The organism is Hydrogenophaga sp. (assembly GCF_030158645.1).
In the GTDB taxonomy this organism is placed as follows: Bacteria; Pseudomonadota; Gammaproteobacteria; order Burkholderiales; family Burkholderiaceae_C; genus Hydrogenophaga.
In genome coordinates, this window is record NZ_JAOASO010000038.1 from 1 (window position 1) to 16,427 (window position 16,427).

At 67.0% G+C, this 16,427-nt stretch carries 17 protein-coding genes; 6 read left to right on the forward strand and 11 right to left on the reverse strand.

All coding sequences use genetic code 11. From position 1 onward, the window contains the following. The 4 genes from ftsH to Q1W68_RS03940 form a co-directional block, all read left to right on the forward strand. On the forward strand, positions 1–1,559 hold a 1,559-nt coding region (gene ftsH / locus Q1W68_RS03925), incomplete at its 5' end, for an ATP-dependent zinc metalloprotease FtsH (RefSeq protein ID WP_300715648.1). 71 nt (positions 1,560–1,630) lie between these two features. Beyond that, complete coding sequence (folP, locus tag Q1W68_RS03930; RefSeq protein WP_300648895.1) at positions 1,631–2,461, forward strand: dihydropteroate synthase; 831 nt, start codon at positions 1,631–1,633, stop codon at positions 2,459–2,461. A gap of 61 nt (positions 2,462–2,522) precedes the next feature. Then, the gene (gene glmM, locus Q1W68_RS03935; RefSeq protein WP_300648897.1) at positions 2,523–3,866 is read left to right on the forward strand and encodes a phosphoglucosamine mutase; all 1,344 of its coding nucleotides are present in this window, start codon (positions 2,523–2,525) and stop codon (positions 3,864–3,866) included. Beyond that, complete coding sequence (locus Q1W68_RS03940) at positions 3,863–4,351, forward strand: GNAT family N-acetyltransferase (RefSeq protein ID WP_300648899.1); 489 nt, start codon at positions 3,863–3,865, stop codon at positions 4,349–4,351. The genes glmM and Q1W68_RS03940 overlap by 4 nt, the downstream gene beginning before the upstream one ends. A 7-nt stretch (positions 4,352–4,358) precedes the next feature. On the opposite strand, the gene Q1W68_RS03945 is transcribed toward Q1W68_RS03940, so the two are convergent. From Q1W68_RS03945 to Q1W68_RS03995, 11 genes are all read right to left on the reverse strand, one after another. Continuing rightward, positions 4,359–5,561 carry a DUF1343 domain-containing protein gene (locus tag Q1W68_RS03945; protein WP_300648901.1) on the reverse strand — a complete coding sequence of 401 codons (1,203 nt, stop codon included), beginning with the start codon at positions 5,559–5,561 and terminating at the stop codon, positions 4,359–4,361. A gap of 5 nt (positions 5,562–5,566) precedes the next feature. Beyond that, positions 5,567–6,127, reverse strand: coding sequence for a DOMON-like domain-containing protein (locus Q1W68_RS03950; protein ID WP_300648903.1), 561 nt, complete (start codon positions 6,125–6,127; stop codon positions 5,567–5,569). A gap of 37 nt (positions 6,128–6,164) precedes the next feature. After that, positions 6,165–6,413, reverse strand: a complete 249-nt coding sequence (locus tag Q1W68_RS03955; protein ID WP_300648905.1) for a thioredoxin family protein — start codon at positions 6,411–6,413, stop codon at positions 6,165–6,167. 29 nt (positions 6,414–6,442) lie between these two features. After that, complete coding sequence (locus Q1W68_RS03960; protein WP_300648907.1) at positions 6,443–7,888, reverse strand: permease; 1,446 nt, start codon at positions 7,886–7,888, stop codon at positions 6,443–6,445. Between the two features lie 138 nt (positions 7,889–8,026). Next, the gene (gene arsH, locus Q1W68_RS03965; RefSeq protein ID WP_300648908.1) at positions 8,027–8,749 is read right to left on the reverse strand and encodes an arsenical resistance protein ArsH; all 723 of its coding nucleotides are present in this window, start codon (positions 8,747–8,749) and stop codon (positions 8,027–8,029) included. Next, a complete protein-coding gene (arsB, locus tag Q1W68_RS03970) occupies positions 8,730–9,794 on the reverse strand; it encodes an ACR3 family arsenite efflux transporter (RefSeq protein WP_300715650.1) in 1,065 nt (354 codons plus the stop codon). Before arsB ends, arsH begins: the two co-directional genes overlap by 20 nt. Beyond that, positions 9,794–10,294, reverse strand: a complete 501-nt coding sequence (locus Q1W68_RS03975) for an arsenate reductase ArsC (protein ID WP_300715651.1) — start codon at positions 10,292–10,294, stop codon at positions 9,794–9,796. The genes arsB and Q1W68_RS03975 overlap by 1 nt, the downstream gene beginning before the upstream one ends. 10 nt (positions 10,295–10,304) lie before the next feature. Beyond that, positions 10,305–10,634, reverse strand: a complete 330-nt coding sequence (locus Q1W68_RS03980) for a metalloregulator ArsR/SmtB family transcription factor (protein WP_300648914.1) — start codon at positions 10,632–10,634, stop codon at positions 10,305–10,307. Between the two features lie 10 nt (positions 10,635–10,644). Further along, on the reverse strand, positions 10,645–11,883 hold the full coding sequence (gene arsJ, locus Q1W68_RS03985; RefSeq protein WP_300648916.1) for an organoarsenical effux MFS transporter ArsJ: 1,239 nt from the start codon (positions 11,881–11,883) through the stop codon (positions 10,645–10,647). A 54-nt stretch (positions 11,884–11,937) separates the two neighbouring features. After that, the gene (locus tag Q1W68_RS03990) at positions 11,938–12,981 is read right to left on the reverse strand and encodes an ArsJ-associated glyceraldehyde-3-phosphate dehydrogenase (protein ID WP_300715652.1); all 1,044 of its coding nucleotides are present in this window, start codon (positions 12,979–12,981) and stop codon (positions 11,938–11,940) included. A 76-nt stretch (positions 12,982–13,057) separates the two neighbouring features. Next, positions 13,058–14,329, reverse strand: a complete 1,272-nt coding sequence (locus Q1W68_RS03995) for a hypothetical protein (RefSeq protein ID WP_300715653.1) — start codon at positions 14,327–14,329, stop codon at positions 13,058–13,060. Positions 14,330–14,456: 127 nt separating this feature from the next. Between Q1W68_RS03995 and Q1W68_RS04000 the strand changes: the two genes are divergently transcribed. Further along, positions 14,457–15,269, forward strand: coding sequence for a GNAT family N-acyltransferase (locus tag Q1W68_RS04000; RefSeq protein ID WP_300715654.1), 813 nt, complete (start codon positions 14,457–14,459; stop codon positions 15,267–15,269). 7 nt (positions 15,270–15,276) lie between these two features. Continuing rightward, positions 15,277–16,398: a glycosyltransferase family 1 protein gene (locus Q1W68_RS04005; protein WP_300651961.1), complete on the forward strand. Its 1,122-nt coding sequence runs from the start codon at positions 15,277–15,279 to the stop codon at positions 16,396–16,398. The last annotated feature ends 29 nt before the right edge of the window (positions 16,399–16,427 follow it).

Here is a 16,427-nt window from a genome sequence, read left to right on the forward strand (position 1 = left end):
TGATCGGCGTGTGGATCTATTTCATGCGGCAGATGCAAGGCGGCGGCAAGGGCGGCGCGTTCAGTTTCGGCAAGTCCAAGGCGCGCATGCTGGATGAAGCCAACAACACCACCACCTTCGCCGACGTCGCAGGTTGCGACGAAGCGAAGGAAGAGGTGAAGGAACTGGTCGACTTCCTGAAAGACCCGCAACGATTCCAGAAACTGGGCGGGCGCATCCCGCGCGGCGTGCTGCTGGTCGGACCTCCCGGAACCGGCAAGACGCTGCTGGCCAAGGCCATCGCTGGTGAGGCGAAGGTGCCGTTTTTCAGCATTTCGGGGTCTGATTTCGTAGAAATGTTCGTCGGCGTGGGTGCGGCTCGGGTGCGCGACATGTTCGAGCAGGCCAAGAAGAGCGCGCCTTGCATCATCTTCGTGGACGAGATCGACGCTGTCGGACGCCACCGCGGCGCCGGCCTCGGCGGCGGCAACGACGAGCGCGAGCAGACGCTGAACCAGATGCTGGTCGAGATGGACGGCTTCGAGACCAACCTCGGCGTCATCGTGATGGCGGCCACCAACCGGCCCGACATCCTCGACCCGGCGCTGCTGCGCCCGGGCCGCTTCGACCGCCAGGTCTACGTGACGCTGCCCGACGTGCGCGGCCGCGAGCAGATCCTCAACGTGCACATGCGCAAGGTGCCGATCGGCCAGGACATCCGCGCCGACATCCTGGCGCGCGGCACGCCGGGCTTCTCGGGCGCCGACCTGGCCAACCTGGTCAACGAGGCGGCCCTGTTCGCCGCGCGGCGCAGCGCGCGCGTGGTCGAGATGGCCGACTTCGAGAAGGCCAAGGACAAGATCATGATGGGCCCCGAGCGCAAGTCGATGATCATGCCCGAGGAGGAGCGCCGCAACACCGCCTACCACGAGGCCGGCCATGCGCTGGTGGCGCGCCTGATGCCCAAGACCGACCCGGTGCACAAGGTCACCGTGATCCCGCGCGGCCGCGCGCTGGGCGTGACGATGCAGTTGCCGGAGACCGACCGCTACAGCATGGACAAGGAACGCATGCTGAGCACGATCTCGGTGCTGTTCGGCGGCCGCATCGCCGAAGAGGTGTTCATGAACCAGATGACCACCGGCGCCAGCAACGATTTCGAGCGCGCCACGACCATCGCCCGTGACATGGTGATGCGTTACGGCATGACCGATGCCCTGGGCCCGATGGTGTACGCCGAAAACGAAGGCGAGGTGTTCCTGGGCCGCTCGGTGACCAAGACCACCAACATGAGCGAGCAGACCATGCAGAAGGTCGACGGCGAAGTCCGCCGCATCATCGACGCTCAGTACAAGCTGGCCCGCGACCTGATCGAGGAAAACAGCGACAAGATGCACGCCATGGCCAAGGCCCTGCTTGAATGGGAAACCATCGACGCTGAGCAGATCGACGACATCATGGCCGGCAAACCGCCTCGTCCTCCCAAGGACTGGACGCCGCGCAACCCCTCGGTGGGTGGCGGCGGTGGCAGTGGTGGTTCGCCCGCGGTGGCGACCGACCCGGCACCCACGGCGGCCTGAGCGGTCGGGGTTGTTCAACCAGACACACGGGGCTTCGGCCCCGTTGTCGTTTCTGTTTCACAGTTTCCACCATGCATTGGCAAACCACCCGTTTCGACATCGACCTGTCCACGCCACAGGTGATGGGCATCGTCAACGTGACGCCCGACTCCTTTTCCGATGGTGGCCAGCACGCCGGCACGGCGGCCGCACTCAGGCACTGCGAACAACTCATCCGGGACGGGGCGCACCTGCTGGACATTGGCGGCGAATCGACGCGGCCCGGCAGCCCGGCGGTGCCGCTGGATGAAGAGCTCGGGCGCGTGCTGCCGGTGATTCGCGAAGCGGTCAAGCTGGGTGTGCCGGTCTCGGTGGACACCTACAAACCCGAGGTGATGCAGGCGGCGCTCGACGCGGGGGCCGACATCGTCAACGACATCTGGGCCTTGCGCCGTGGCGAGGCGCTGGACGTGGTGGCGGAGCATCCGCGCTGTGGTGTGTGCTTGATGCACATGCACCGCGACCCGCAGACCATGCAGGTGGCGCCGATGGCCGGTGACGTGGTGCCGGTGGTGGCGGCCTTCCTGCGCGATCGGGCGCATGCTCTCACGGCGCGCGGCGTGGCGCACAAGCGCATCGTGCTGGACGCGGGCGTGGGCTTCGGCAAAACCGTGGCGCAGAACTTCAGTTTGCTGGCGCGCCAGAGCGAGCTGCTGGCGCTGGGCTGGCCCATGCTGGCCGGCTGGTCGCGCAAATCGTCGCTGGGCGCCGTCACGGATCGTGAGCTGCCTTCTGACCGCGTGGCCGCCAGCGTGGCCGCGGCACTGCTGTCGGTGGAGCGCGGTGCGAGGGTGGTGCGCGTGCACGATGTGCGCGAAACGGTGGATGCGCTCAAAGTCTGGCAGGCCATCCAGCCCGTGTGAACGCGGTGGCAGCGCGTCGATAATGACGCAGCTTTGACACAACAAGAGACAGGACACGCACATGCCCCGCAAATACTTCGGCACCGACGGCATCCGCGGCACGGTCGGCCAGCCGCCCATCACCCCCGACTTCGTTTTGCGCCTGGCGCACGCCGTCGGTCGCGTGCTGCGCCGCACCGAGTCGCACCCCACGGTGCTGATCGGCAAGGACACGCGCATCTCGGGCTACATGCTCGAGGCCGCGCTGGAGTCCGGTTTCAACTCGGCCGGCGTTGACGTGGTGCTGCTTGGCCCCGTTCCCACCCCTGCCGTGGCTTACCTCACGCGGGCCCAGCGCGCCAACCTGGGCGTGGTGATCTCTGCCAGCCACAACCCGTTTGCCGACAACGGCATCAAATTCTTCAGCGCCATGGGCACCAAACTGCCGGATGACTGGGAGCACGCGGTGGAAGCCGCGCTGGACGAGCCACCGGTTTGGGCTGCGTCGTCCGAGTTGGGCAAGTCCCGCCGCATGGAAGACGCGGCCGGCCGTTACATCGAATTCTGCAAAAGCACCTGCTCGCACAACCTCTCGCTCAAGGGACTCAAGATCGTGGTGGACGGCGCCAACGGCGCGGCGTACCAGATCGCCCCTGCGGTCTTCCACGAGTTGGGCGCCGAGGTCATCAGAATAGGCTGCTCTCCCGACGGCTTGAACATCAACCACGGCGTCGGCGCCACGCACCCGCAGGCCATGGTGGACGCGGTCAAGGCGCACGGCGCGCACTACGGCATTGCGCTTGACGGTGATGCGGACCGCCTGCAGATGGTGGACGCCGACGGTCGTCTGTACAACGGCGACGAACTGCTCTACCTCATCGTGGCCGATCGGCTCGCACGCGACCACGACGTGCCGGGTGTGGTGGGCACCCTCATGACCAACATGGCGGTGGAGGTGGCGCTCAAGGCGCGTGGCGTGAAGTTCGTGCGCGCCAAGGTGGGCGACCGTTACGTGCTCGAAGAACTGGAAAAACACGGCTGGATCCTCGGTGGAGAAGGCTCGGGGCACCTGCTCGTGCTGGACCGCCACACCACCGGCGACGGCCTGGTGTCGGCCCTGCAGGTGTTGCACGCCTGCGTGGACAGCGGCAAGACCATGGCGCAGCAACTGGCCGATGTGACGCTGTTCCCGCAGACGCTGATCAATGTGCGCCTGCAGCCCGGCCAGGACTGGAAAACCAACACCTTCCTGGCGCAGCAGACGCACGCCGTGGAAGCCGAATTGGGCGACAGTGGTCGTGTGCTCATCCGCGCCAGCGGCACCGAACCGCTGCTGCGCGTGATGGTGGAAGCGCGTGAGGCACAGAAAGCGCAGGCCTGCGCCGAACGGCTCGTGGCCGCCGTGCGGGCGCAGGTGCCGGCATGAGCGCGGTGACCGTGGTTCGCGCGGACTGCGCCAACCCCGTGCACGCCGCGGCCCTGGTGGACCTGCTCGACGCCTACGCCAGCGACCCGGCGGGCGGTGGCGAAGGCCTGTCCGCGTTTGCGAAACAGCACCTTGTTCGCGAACTGGCTGCGCGGCCCCAGGCCTACAGCGTGCTGGCCTTCGATGGTGAGCAGCCGGTGGGCCTGGTGAATTGCATCGAAGGCTTCTCCACCTTCGCCTGCAAGCCGCTGGTGAATGTGCATGACGTGGCCGTGCTCGCCAGCCACCGCGGGCGCGGCATCGCCGAGCAGATGCTGGCACTCGCCGAAGCGATGGCCGTCGAGCGCGGTGCGGTGAAGATGACGCTCGAGGTGCTCTCGGGCAACCATCCGGCGGTGCGCCTCTATGAGCGCATCGGCTTCGCCGGTTACGAGCTCGGCCAGGTGATGGGCACAGCCAATTTCATGCAGAAATGGCTGCGCTGAAACCGCTTCAGTAGAGCAGGAAGGGCGCGCGCGCCGCCGCCCAGGCCTCTTCGTCGGCCGCCGCCGCCGCTTCGAGCACCTCGGGGGCGGCGCTCACATCGTCCACCCACTCTCGCAGCAGCGGCCCGCCGTTGATGAGGTCGATGGCCAGCCGGTCGTGTTCGTACTCGTAGGCGAAGTCGCGCCACAGCGGGTAGTCGGGCGCCTGCAGACGCAGCGCGCGAAACGCCAGGACCTGCAGCCGCCAGGGCTTGAAGGTGGCGTGGTCGTAGTGGCTCGGGTCTTCCACGTGGATTTGCACACCGGCGCACAACTGCCCCTGGTGCTTGTGGAAGGTGGGCTCGAAGAAACACGGGCGCAGCACGCATCCCCGCAGCCACTGCGGCGCGATGCGGCGCATGTCCGCCAGCAGGCGGGGCACGTCGATGTCGGGCGCGCCGAACAGCTCGAGCGCGCGCGTGGTGCCGCGCCCTTCGGACAAGGTGGTGCCCTCCAGCATCACCGTGCCGGCGTACGCGCGTGCCATGCTCAGGTTGGCCGCGTTCGGACTGGGGTTGACCCAGCTGCGCTCGGTGGGCCAGCCGAAGCCGGGCGCAGCTTCGGGTTGCCAGCCGCTCATCGTGACCACGCGGTAGTCCACGCTCAGGCCCAGGGTGGCGATGAACCAGTGGCCGAGTTCGCCCATGGTCATGCCGTGGCGCATGGGCATGGGGCCGGCGCCGACGAAACTCTCCCAGCCTTCGCGCAGCGTGAGACCTTCGATGGGTCGGCCCGCCGGGTTGGGCCGGTCCAGCACCCACACCGCCTTGCCGTGCCGTGCGGCGGCTTCCAGCACATAGCGCAGCGTGGTGATGAAGGTGTAGATCCGGCAGCCGAGGTCTTGCAGGTCGACCAGCAGCACGTCGAAGCTGGCCATCATCGCGTCGGTCGGTCGGCGCACCTCGCCGTACAGGCTGAACACCGGGATGCCCAGTGTCGGGTCGAGGTAGTCGGGGGACTCGACCATGTTGTCCTGCTTGTCGCCGCGCAGGCCGTGCTGCGGGCCGAAGGCGGCCGACAGCGTCACGTCGGGCAGCGCGGCCAGCGCGTCGAGCGCGTGCGTGAGGTCGCGCGTGACCGAGGCGGGGTGGGCCAGCAAGGCCACGCGCTGGCCTTTGATCGGGGCGCGAAGGGCAGGGTCTTGCAGGAAACGATCGAGGCCGAATTGCATGGCGTTCAGTTCTGGGGCAAGGCCAGGCGCAGGACGCGCCCGGCAGGGTGGTGGAAATCGGGCCGCTCGCACGGGTGCTGCAAACCCCAGTAGCTCAGGCGCCCGTCGCGCTCTTCAAGCACCATGCACAGCGCCAACTCGAACGGGTGCGAGGGGAGGGTGGCCGGTGGCATGTGCACGTCCAGGGTGAGCCGCGTCGGTGAGATGGCACATTGCATCACCGGCGCCGGCAGGTCGGGTGCCCGTTTGGTGTCGCGCTGGCGCTCGCCCGCAAAGCGGTAGGCGGCCCATTGGCCCGAGGGCGAGAAGTTGAACTCGCGGTAGGCCGCTTCACCCTCTGCGGCCACAAAGGCCTCCAGGCAGGTGTGTTGCCACAGGTCGTCGGCCGGACCGGGTGCGGTGGCGGGTGGAATGCGCAGGCCCGCGGTGTTGCCGGTCAACGCGTACCGCAGTCGCAAACCGGCGCGCGTGAAGTCCACCGCGACCGACACATCCAGCGGCAGACCCGCCGGCGTCGCCGGATGGCAATGCAGTGGGTGAGGGGCGTGGGTCTCGAGAGGATTCACAGGCCCGTATTCTCTCAGGCCCCCGGGTCGGTGCTGGTCAAGGCGAGGCGGGCGACAGCAACCAGGCTTGCACCTCGGCGGCGGTGGGGATGCGGCCACTGCTCACCAGCTTCTCGTTGATGACCAGGCCCGGTGTGGAGATCAGGTCGAAGGCAATGATCTGCTTCATGTCGGTCACCTTCACGAACTCCGCTTCGATCCGGGCTGCGCTGGCGGCCTCGCGCGCCACCGCCTCCAGCTTTTTGCAGTTGGCGCAGCCGGAGCCGAGGATTTTCACGGTCAACATGGGTGTTCTCCTGTGGGGAATGGGCGGGATCAGGCGGGCACGGTCGCGCGCTGGCGTTTGCGCAACTGGCGCAGGGCCACGGACAAGGCGAGCAGCACCAGCGCCATCACCGCGGTCAATGCGGGCCAGCCCGCGCCGTCTGACCAGGCGCCAAAAATCAGGCCGGCGCACACGCTGAAGACCGCCACCCAGGCAACGTAGGTCGCCGTCTTGGTCCAGCCGATCACGGCAGCCACCATCAACATGCTTTGCAGGCTGAGTTCCGGATCGGCCATGAGGTAGGCCAGCAAGGGACCGGGGTGCATGCCGAGGTCGAGGAACATGCGTGCCACCGGCACTTCCACCAGCGTGGGAAAGTACATGAAGACGCCAAAGCCCACCGCCACTGCGTTGGCCTGCACCGTGTTGCTGCCCGCGAGGGACTCGATCCATTCCGGCCGGATCAGCTGGCGCACCATGCCCACGATGAACACGCCGATCACCAGCACCAGAAAGATCTGCTTCACGAAGCGCCAGGTTTCCCACAGCCACGAAGGCCAGTCATCGGCGGCAAGCCGCTTTGCGTGGTACCAGACCGACCCCATGGCCAGCGCCACGGCCACCGCGCGGCCCGTGACCACGATGTCCAGCCCGTTGCTGCCCGGCACCAGGCTCATCGAAGCCACCAGCAGCGTGGTCGCGGCCAAGCCCAGCACGAGCCAGGTCCAGCGGTTGGCACCCTCGGTGACGTTCTCAAGACCCTTGTGCGCGACGGCGGCGATCAGCACCAGCAGCACGATCAGCAGCGAGCCGTGCAGGCTCACACCCTCTTCGCCCTTGGCCGCGTCAAACGGGACCCAGCCGAGCAGGGTGGTTTGCCAGCTTTGCGCCCACGTGCCGGGCAACACGAACGATCCCAGTGATGCGGTCAGCGGCCACAGTTTCAGGGTGCCTGCGATCAACAGCGCCACCAGCGACACCAGAACCCCCAGCGCAGCCGGCGAGATGCTGGCCTTGTCCGCAAAGAGTGGGTCGGTCTGTGCATCGTGGGCCGCGTCATCGCGCCAGAACATCAGCGCCATCAACAGACCGATGCCGACGCCGAACACCAGGCACAGCACGAGGCGGGCCACAGCGAATTCGGGCCCGAGGATGCTGCCGGTGTAGGCCAGCGCCATGATGTTGCCCGCCGGTGCGAAGAACAGAAAGGTCATGGCCGGACCAATCCCGGCGCCCTTGCGGTAGATGCCGGCGAACAAGGGCACGATGGTGCAGGAACACACCGCCAGCAGCGAGCCCGCCGCCGCCGCCGCCGGGTAAGACACGAAGGCGGGCACATGGCGGCCGAGCCAGCGCGTGATGCTGGCCTTGGGGATCAACGAGGCCATGGCACCGGCAATGAAAAACGCGGGCAGCAGGCACAGCAAGACGTGCGCCGCCAAGTAGGCCGCCAAGCTGCCGGCTCCGCCGTGGATCATCTTCAGAAACAGTTCCATCACACACCCACCTGGTCACATCGTTTCATTATGGGAATCCGACGTGCCCCGGGAAGGGGGCGGACCAGGTCATTTGCGATCTGTTTGAGCGGGATCAACAAAGGGCCAGACGCCGCCCCGCCGGACCGGCCTGTGGCGTCAGAGGGCGCTCTGGTTCACGCGCTTCATCAGCTCGGCGGCCGTTTCCCTGCGTTCGCTGTAACGGTCCACCAGGTAGGGCGACACGTCGCGTGTGAGCCAGGTGAACTTCACCAGCTCCTCCATCACGTCCACGATGCGCTCGAAGAAAGGCGAGGGCTTCATGCGGTCGTGGTCGTCGAACTCCTGGAACGCCTTGGCAACCGACGACTGGTTGGGGATGGTGATCATCCGCATCCAGCGGCCCAACACCCGCATCTGGTTGACGGCGTTGAACGACTGCGAGCCGCCGCAGACTTGCATGACCGCCAGCGTCTTGCCCTGTGTGGGTCGCACAGCGCCCACCGACAAAGGGATCCAGTCGATCTGCGCTTTCATGATGCCGGTCATGGCCCCGTGCCGCTCGGGCGAGCACCACACCATGCCTTCGGCCCACGCCGCCAGCTCGCGCAACTCGACCACCTTGGGGTGTGTGTCGGGCGCGTCGTCGGGCAGGGGCAGGCCGCTTGGGTTGTACACACGCGCCTCAGCGCCCATGGCCCTCAGCAGTCGCGCGCACTCTTCCACCACGAGGCGGCTGAACGAGCGCGGACGCAGAGACCCGTAAAGCAGCAGGATCCGGGGTGCGTGGCTGCTGACCAAGCCGGGCCGCAGGCGTTGCGGGTCGGGCACCCTGAAGTGGGTGGGGTCCGCCTGGGGCAGGTCATGGAGCGGCTTTGACATGTTGTTGTCCCTTGTCTTCAATCACAGGTTCAGCGTCTTTGACAGGTCGCCAGGCGTTGATCAGGGCCACCAGCGACAGCATCACCGGCACCTCCACCAGCACACCCACCACGGTGGCCAGCGCCGCGCCGCTGTTCAACCCGAAGAGCGAAATGGCCACCGCCACGGCCAGTTCGAAAAAGTTGGAGGTGCCGATCAGGCAGGCCGGGCCGGCCACGTTGTGCGGCAGCTTGAGCCACTTCGCGCCGCACCAGGTGATGAAGAAGATGCCGTAGCTCTGCAGCACCAGCGGCACCGCGATCAACAGAATCACCAGCGGCTCGCGCACGATGGTTTCGGCCTGGAAGCCGAACAGCAGCACCACGGTGGCGATCAGGCCGATCACCGACCAGGGTTTGAGCGTCGTGACGAAGACCGTCACGGCAGCCGGCCCACGCCGCATCAGCCCATGGCGCGTGAGCATGCCGGCCACCAGGGGCAGCACCACGTACAACACGGTGGACAGCAGCAGCGTTTCCCACGGCACGGTCACGTTGGTCACGCCGAGCAAAAAAGCCGCGATCGGCGCAAACGCCACCACCATGATCAGGTCGTTGATCGACACCTGAACCAACGTGTAGTTGGCGTCCCCTTTGACCAGCTGGCTCCACACAAACACCATCGCGGTGCAGGGCGCCACACCCAGCAGGATCATGCCGGCGATGTATTCGCTGGCCGACTGCGGATCGACCCAGGGCGCAAAGATGTATTGGAAGAACAGCACGCCGAGTGCGGCCATGGTGAAGGGCTTGATGAGCCAGTTGACCACCAGCGTGAGCATGAGCCCCTGCGGTTTCTTGCCCACATCGCGCACGGCGTGCCAGTCGATCTGGATCATCATCGGGTAAATCATCACCCAGATGAACACGGCCACCACCAGGTTGACCTGCGCGACCTCCATCGCCGCCACGGCCTGAAAGGCCGACGGCACGAGCAGGCCCAGCCCGGCCCCGGCCACGATGCCGAGCGCCACCCACACCGACAGATAGCGTTCAAACAGTCCCATCAGGCTTTGACCTGACCAATGCCGGCGAGCTCTTGCTTCAGTGCGAGTTTGTCCAGCTTGTCGATGGGCAGCACCGTGAACAGGGCGATGCGCCGGTTCATCACGATGAAGCAGTCGTTGAAAGCGCGCTGGATGACTTCGTCGCTGCCCCTGACCGCGGCCGGATCTTCAACACCCCAGTGGGCCGACATGGGTTGGCCGGGCCAGACGGGGCACACCTCACCGGCCGCCTTGTCGCACACGGTCAGCACAAAGTCCATGTGGGGCGCATCGGCAGCAGCGAACTCGCTCCAGTTCTTGCTGCGCAAGTCGGCGGTCTTGAAGCGGTTGCGCTCCAGCAGTTCGATGGCGAGGGGGTTCACCGCACCGGCCGGGTGGCTGCCGGCGCTGAAAGCGCGGAAGCGGCCCGCGCCTTGCTGGTTGAGGATGGCCTCGGCCATGATGCTGCGGGCCGAGTTGCCGGTGCAGATGAACAGGACGTTGTAGACAGGAGGCGTCATGGGAAACCTTTCAGCAGGTGGTGCAGACGGGGACGGGTGTGGTCACTTCACAGGGTTGTCCCTGGCAGCAGTGGGCGGTGAGGAACTGCAGCAAATCGTTCATGGCGCCGAACTCGGCGCGGTAGATCAGGTGGCGGCCATCGCGCTCCTGCGACACCAGACCCGCGTGGCTGAGCTCCTTGAGGTGGAACGACAGCGCCGTGCTGGCCACACCCAGCGATTCGCTGAGCTGACCCGGCGTGAGGCCCTGGGGACCTTGTGCCACAAGGGCGCGAAAGATGCGCAGGCGCGTCTCTTGCGCGAGGGCACCGAGGGATTTGACGGCGAGGGTTTCGTCCATGGAATGTCCTTCAGGCGGTGGTGTGATGCAACGCGGCCCGGGTGGGCAGCTTGAGCGTGGCCAGCCAGCAAACGATCAACATGAGCGCCGAGCCCAGCAGCGCATACAGCAGCCCGCCCCACTGGTAGAGCAGGCCCGAGAGCAGCGTGCCGCTGAAGCGCCCCAGCGCGTTGGCCGCGTAATAAAAGCCGACGTCTTCGGCCGCTTTCTCCGAGCCGGCGTAGGCCAGCACCAGGTAGGAGTGCACCGACGAGTTCACCGCGAACGCAAAGCCGAACACGCCGAGGCCGCCCACCACCACCCAGGGGAGGTGCGGCACGTCCAGCGCCACCGCCACCGCCAGGCCGATGGGCACCAGCGCCAGCAAGGCCGACCACAAACGGGCCGCGGGCACCTCGGTGCTCAGGCCGTCGGCGCTGCGTTTGACGAAGGTCGGTGCCATGGCCTGCACCGCGCCGTAGCCAATGGTCCAGGCGGCCAGAAACGTGCCCACCATGGTGAAGGTCCAGCCCTGCGAATACAGGTACACCGGCACACCCACCACGAACCACACGTCGCGCGCGCCGAACAGCACCACGCGCGCCGCGGCCAGCACGTTCACACCGGTGTTCTTCGCAAACAGTTCCTTGGCCGACTTCGAGGCCTTGTTCTTGCCCATCATCTGCGGCAGCGAACTCACCACGCCGACCAACACCAACGCCAGCAGCGCCGCCATGGCCCACAGCGCGTGCTGGAAACCCAGCGTCTGCAGCAGCAGGCCGCCCAGGAAGAAGCCCACACCCTTCATGGCGTTCTTGCTGCCGGTGAAAAAAGCGACCCACTTGAAGAGCTGGCCCGAACCCTGGTTCTTCGCCTGATCGGCCGTGACCTTGATGGCCGACTTGCTGGCGGTTTTGGTGAGGTCCTTGGCCACGCCGCAGATGCCCTGCGCCAGCACCACCCAGGCCACCGACATCGCTGCGCTCCACGCGGGATCGAGGAAGGACAGCACCGTGAAGCCGATGATCTGCGTGACCAGTCCCACGGTGAGCATGCGCGTGATGCCGTAGCGCGTGGCCAGCCAGCCGCCGACGAAGTTGGCCACGATGCCGGCGGCCTCGTACAGCAGGAACAGGAACGCCAACGTGAACGGCGAATAGCCCAAGCCGTAGAAGTGCAGCAGCACCAGCATGCGCAGCGCGCCGTCGGTGAGCGTGAAGCCCCAGTAGGCGGCGGTGACGATGGCGTAGTGGCGTTCGGCGGTGTTCATGGGTTTGCGGGGGCCTCGACAGGCTCAGCCCGAACGGAGGTTGGCTGGGTGCGTTCAGATGCCGACGGTTTGCATGTGGCAGGCCAGGTCGACCATGCGGCAGGCGTAGCCCATTTCGTTGTCGTACCAGGCGTAGACCTTGAGCAGCGTGCCGTCGGTGACCATGGTGGAGGGCGCGTCGACGATGCTCGATCGTGTGTCGCGGGCGTAGTCCACGCTGACCAGCGGGCGGGTCTCATAGCCCAGGATGCCGGCCAACGGGCCCCGGGCTGCTGCTTCGAACAGGGCGTTCACCTCGTCCACCGTGGTCTCGCGCCGCAGTTCGAACACGCAGTCGGTGAGCGAGGCATTGAGCGCCGGCACGCGCACCGCGTGGCCGTTGAGCTTGCCCTTGAGCTCGGGGTAGATCAGCGCGATGGCGGTGGCGCTGCCGGTGGTCGTCGGCGCCAGGCTCAGCATCGCGCTGCGGGCGCGGCGCAGGTCCTTGTGCGGCGCGTCCACCACCAGGTTGGTGTTGGTCGGGTTGTGCAGCGTGGTGATCTGGCCGTGGCGGATGCCGATGGCCTCATGCACCACCTTCACCACCGGCGCCAGGCAGTTGGTGGTGCACGAGGCGGCGGTCACGATGCGGTCGCGCGCGGGCTCGTACCGCGTTTCGTTCACACCCACCACGATGTTGAGCACGCCGCCCGTTTTCACGGGTGCGGCCACGATCACGCGCTTCGCACCGCGGTCCAGATGGCCCTGGATCGTCTCGGGCGTGAGGAACTTGCCGGTGCATTCCAGAACCAGGTCAACGCCCAGATCGCCCCATGGAATTTCGCCCGGTGTGGCGTGGGCGCTGAAGCCCAGGCGATGCTGGTCAATGCGGATGGCGTCTTCACCGTCGGCGGCGATGTCGGCGCGCCATTTGCCCTGCACGCTGTCAAAGGCCAGCAGGTGCGCGGTGGCCGCTGCGCCGCCCTTAAATTCGTTCAGATGCACCGCCTGCAGCCGGTTGCCGGCGCGCGGGTCGGTGGTGTCGCGTTCGGCTGCGCCCAGGGCGGCGCGCAGGGCCAGGCGGCCGATGCGGCCCATGCCGTTGATGCCAACTTTCATGTGGGAACTTCCTTTCAAGATTGGTTGAAGTGTTGAACGGTTTTGTGACGCCCGTGTGACCCTCATGCGGCCGCGCTCAGGGCACGACGACGACCGGCGCGAAGCCGCCGCCTTCGGTGCGGAAGTTGGTGGTCTGGCCGGTCCAGGTGCGTGCGGCCAGCAGTTGCACCCCACCGCGGTAGGTGTAGGCGCGCAGATCCAGCTTGAGGCGCTGGGTGCCGTCCTGCACCCGCACCAGCCGCTCGCTCGGGGGCACGAGGGCTTGCGCCACGTAGTCGCCCGCCAGGATCTCGGCCCACACGCGTCGGGTCAGCTTGTCGCCCCGGTAAGCGGCGCGTGCGCCAAAGCCCGCCGCTGGTTTGAAGAACAGGCCACGGCGGGCGGCCCACAACGCGTCCGCCCGGTCGGCGCTCACCCGTTGCGTGCTGGGCACGACGGTGTCGAGCAGCGCGCGGTCTGCCTCGCTGACGCCCCACTGCGCGAGCAGGTCGCCGTCGGACAGCGCGACCAGGTTGCGCTTGTCGGCATGCAGGGCGTGTGTGCGCGGGTGGGGTGTGAGCACCACCGCGCCGGCCTCATGGGCCAGACGCAGGGCTTGGTGGTCGTCCTCCTGCAGATAAAAGTCGGTCAGGCGGTTGTAGACGAGGTCCACGGCCATGCCCGCGGGCAGGGCGGGGTGGTGCAGCGCGCCGTCGTGCCACTGCAGCTCGGTCGCGTCCGCCACCACGGCTGTCAACCCGTGCGCGGCGAACAGTTCGCGAAACACGTCGAATTCGGGCGCGAGGTATTGCTGCGTGGGCGCGTCGTCCACGATCAGCACGTTGCGCCACGGTGCCTGGCCGCGCTGCGATGCCCATTCCGCGCGGAACATGTCCACGAACTCCGCGTCGAGTGCGCGCAGCGCGCCTCGGGGATCGGCCACCTGGCCCATGGCGTTGCAGCAGGCGCTGTGTGCGCGGGCCAGGGCGGCATTGAGCAGTGCGCCGCCCGCGTTGCTGTTGATCTCGATCAGGCGCGGCCCCGCGTCGGTGAGGTGGAAGTCGTAGCCCATGAACACGCCCGCCGGGCCGTGGTCGTGCGCGGCGATGGCGGGTGCCCGCGCCAGCGCCTGCTGTTGCCAGGCGGGCAGGGCGATCACGCGCTCGATCGCGGCCACCGCCTGCTGGATGCGCCGTTCCATGGCGCTGTCCATGAACACGGCGCTGGCCGAAAACAGATGCGGGTGGCTGAGCGTCAAGCGCGCGACCAGGCCGTCCAGGGCCGGGCCGGTTTCGAGCTGTTCGCGCAAAAGCGGCAGTGACAGCGTCTGGCAGGCGCAGCCCAGGTTGAGGGTGTCGGCAAGGTTCATGGCAGGTGCTCTTTCAATCATTTCAATAATAGTTGAAGTGTGACGATGAACGTCGCCGGGCGGTTGTCACCAAAAATTCATGCGATTGCCTTGGGAAGGTCATGACCTGTTTTCACACTGCATGTTCATGAACACAGAACCCATTTTTCAAGCTGCATCTGCAGAGCCGGCACTCGTCAACCTGACCGCGCTGCCCGTGCCGCACGGCATCGAAGTGTCGTGGGCCAGGCACCTGAGCGAGGTGCGTGAAGCACAAAAGCTGCGTTTCGACGTGTTTGCCACCGAGATGGGAGCCCGCTTGCCCAACACGGTTCCCGGCCACGACGTGGACCTGTTCGACGACTTCTGCGAACACCTGCTCGTGCGCGACAAGTCCAGCCAACAGGTGATCGGCACCTACCGCGTGCTCACGCCGGCCCAGGCCAAGCGCGTGGGCAGCACCTACAGCGACACCGAATTCGACCTCACCCGCCTGCGCGGCGTGCGCGAGCGCATGGTGGAGCTGGGCCGCAGTTGCGTGCACCGGGACCACCGCCACGGCGGCGTGATCATGGCGCTGTGGGGCGCGCTGGCCAGCTTCATGGTGCGCAACCAGCTCGACACCATGATCGGCTGCGCCAGCATTCCCATGCAGCACGAGGGTGCGCACGGCATGGTGGGCGGCGGGCACGCAGCGGCCAGCATCTGGCGGCAGGTGAAAGACCAGCACCTCGCGCCGATCGACTTTCATGTGCGCCCGCGCCTGCCGTTGCCGGTGGACCGGCTGAACAGCGCGCTGGAGGTGCAGCCGCCGGCGCTCATCAAGGGCTACCTGCGCCTGGGCGCCAAGGTGATGGGCCCACCGGCCTGGGATCCGGATTTCAACGCCGCTGACCTGCCCATGCTGATGCGGCTCTCCGATCTGCCCGCTCGCTACCGAAAGCACTTCCTGGGGGCCTGATGCGCGCATGAAGATCCTGCTCGTCACCGACGCCTGGCAACCCCAGGTCCATGGGCTGGTATCCACCCTGGTGGATCTGGTGCGCCAGTTGCAGGTGAACGGGCATGAGGTGGTGGTGATCCAGCCCGGGCAGTTCCACACGCGGCACTGGCCGTGGCACTCGGGTCAGCCCGGTCTCGCGTTTGCACTGTTCCCGGGCGCCCGTTTGCGCTCGCTGATGGACGCGGCCCAGGCCGATGCGATTCACATCGCCACCGAGGGGCCGCTTGGGTGGGCCGCCAGGCGCCACTGCCTGAGGCGCGGCTTGCCGTTCACCACGGCCATCCACGGCAGCTTCCCCGAGACGCTGAAGGGCGCTGTGGGACTGCCCTTGTCCTGGGGATCTTCGTTGCTGCGGCGGTTTCACCAGCCGTCCAGTGGCGTGATGGTGCCCAACGAGGGCCTGCTCAACCGGCTCAAAGAGCGTGGTTTTCAGCGTTTGCGCCTGTGGGCGCCCGGGGTGGACACGCACCTGTTTGCCCTGAACGACCGCCAGCGCCCGCTGGCTGCCATCGGCCCGCTCGCCCACCCGGTGAGCTTGTATGTGGGGCGGCTCTCGGTTGAGAAAAACGTCGAGGCCTTCCTGGCTCTGGATGTGCCGGGCAGCAAGGTGGTCTGCGGCGAAGGCCCCATGGCCTCGGGGCTGCGTGCGCGCTACCCCAACGTGCACTGGCTGGGCGAGTTGCCGCGCCAGGAACTCGCACAGGTTTACGCCGCAGCGGACGTGTTCGTGTTTCCCTGCCGGGGTGAAACCCAGGGACAGGCGATGCTGGAGGCGATGGCCAGCGGCGTCCCGGTGGCCGCGTATCCGGTGGACGGGCCACTGCAACTCGTGGGCCAGGGCCGGGGCGGTGCGTTGCACGACGATCTGCGCGTGGCCTGGCACGATGCGCTCAAGATCCAGCGCCACGAAGCGCGCGACCGCGCCCTGCTGTCGGGCTGGGGGCGGTCCAGTGCGGTGTTCCTGTCGAACCTGGTGGTGTTGCCCCGGCATCTCCGACTGCGGCCGAAGCCAGGCTTCGGCGTGCGGGTGAACCCGGCGGGTGCCATCACAAAACTGTCACACAAACGTCATTCGGCCGTTGAATAATCGTCACGGGACAGGCGCTCGCTGCGAGG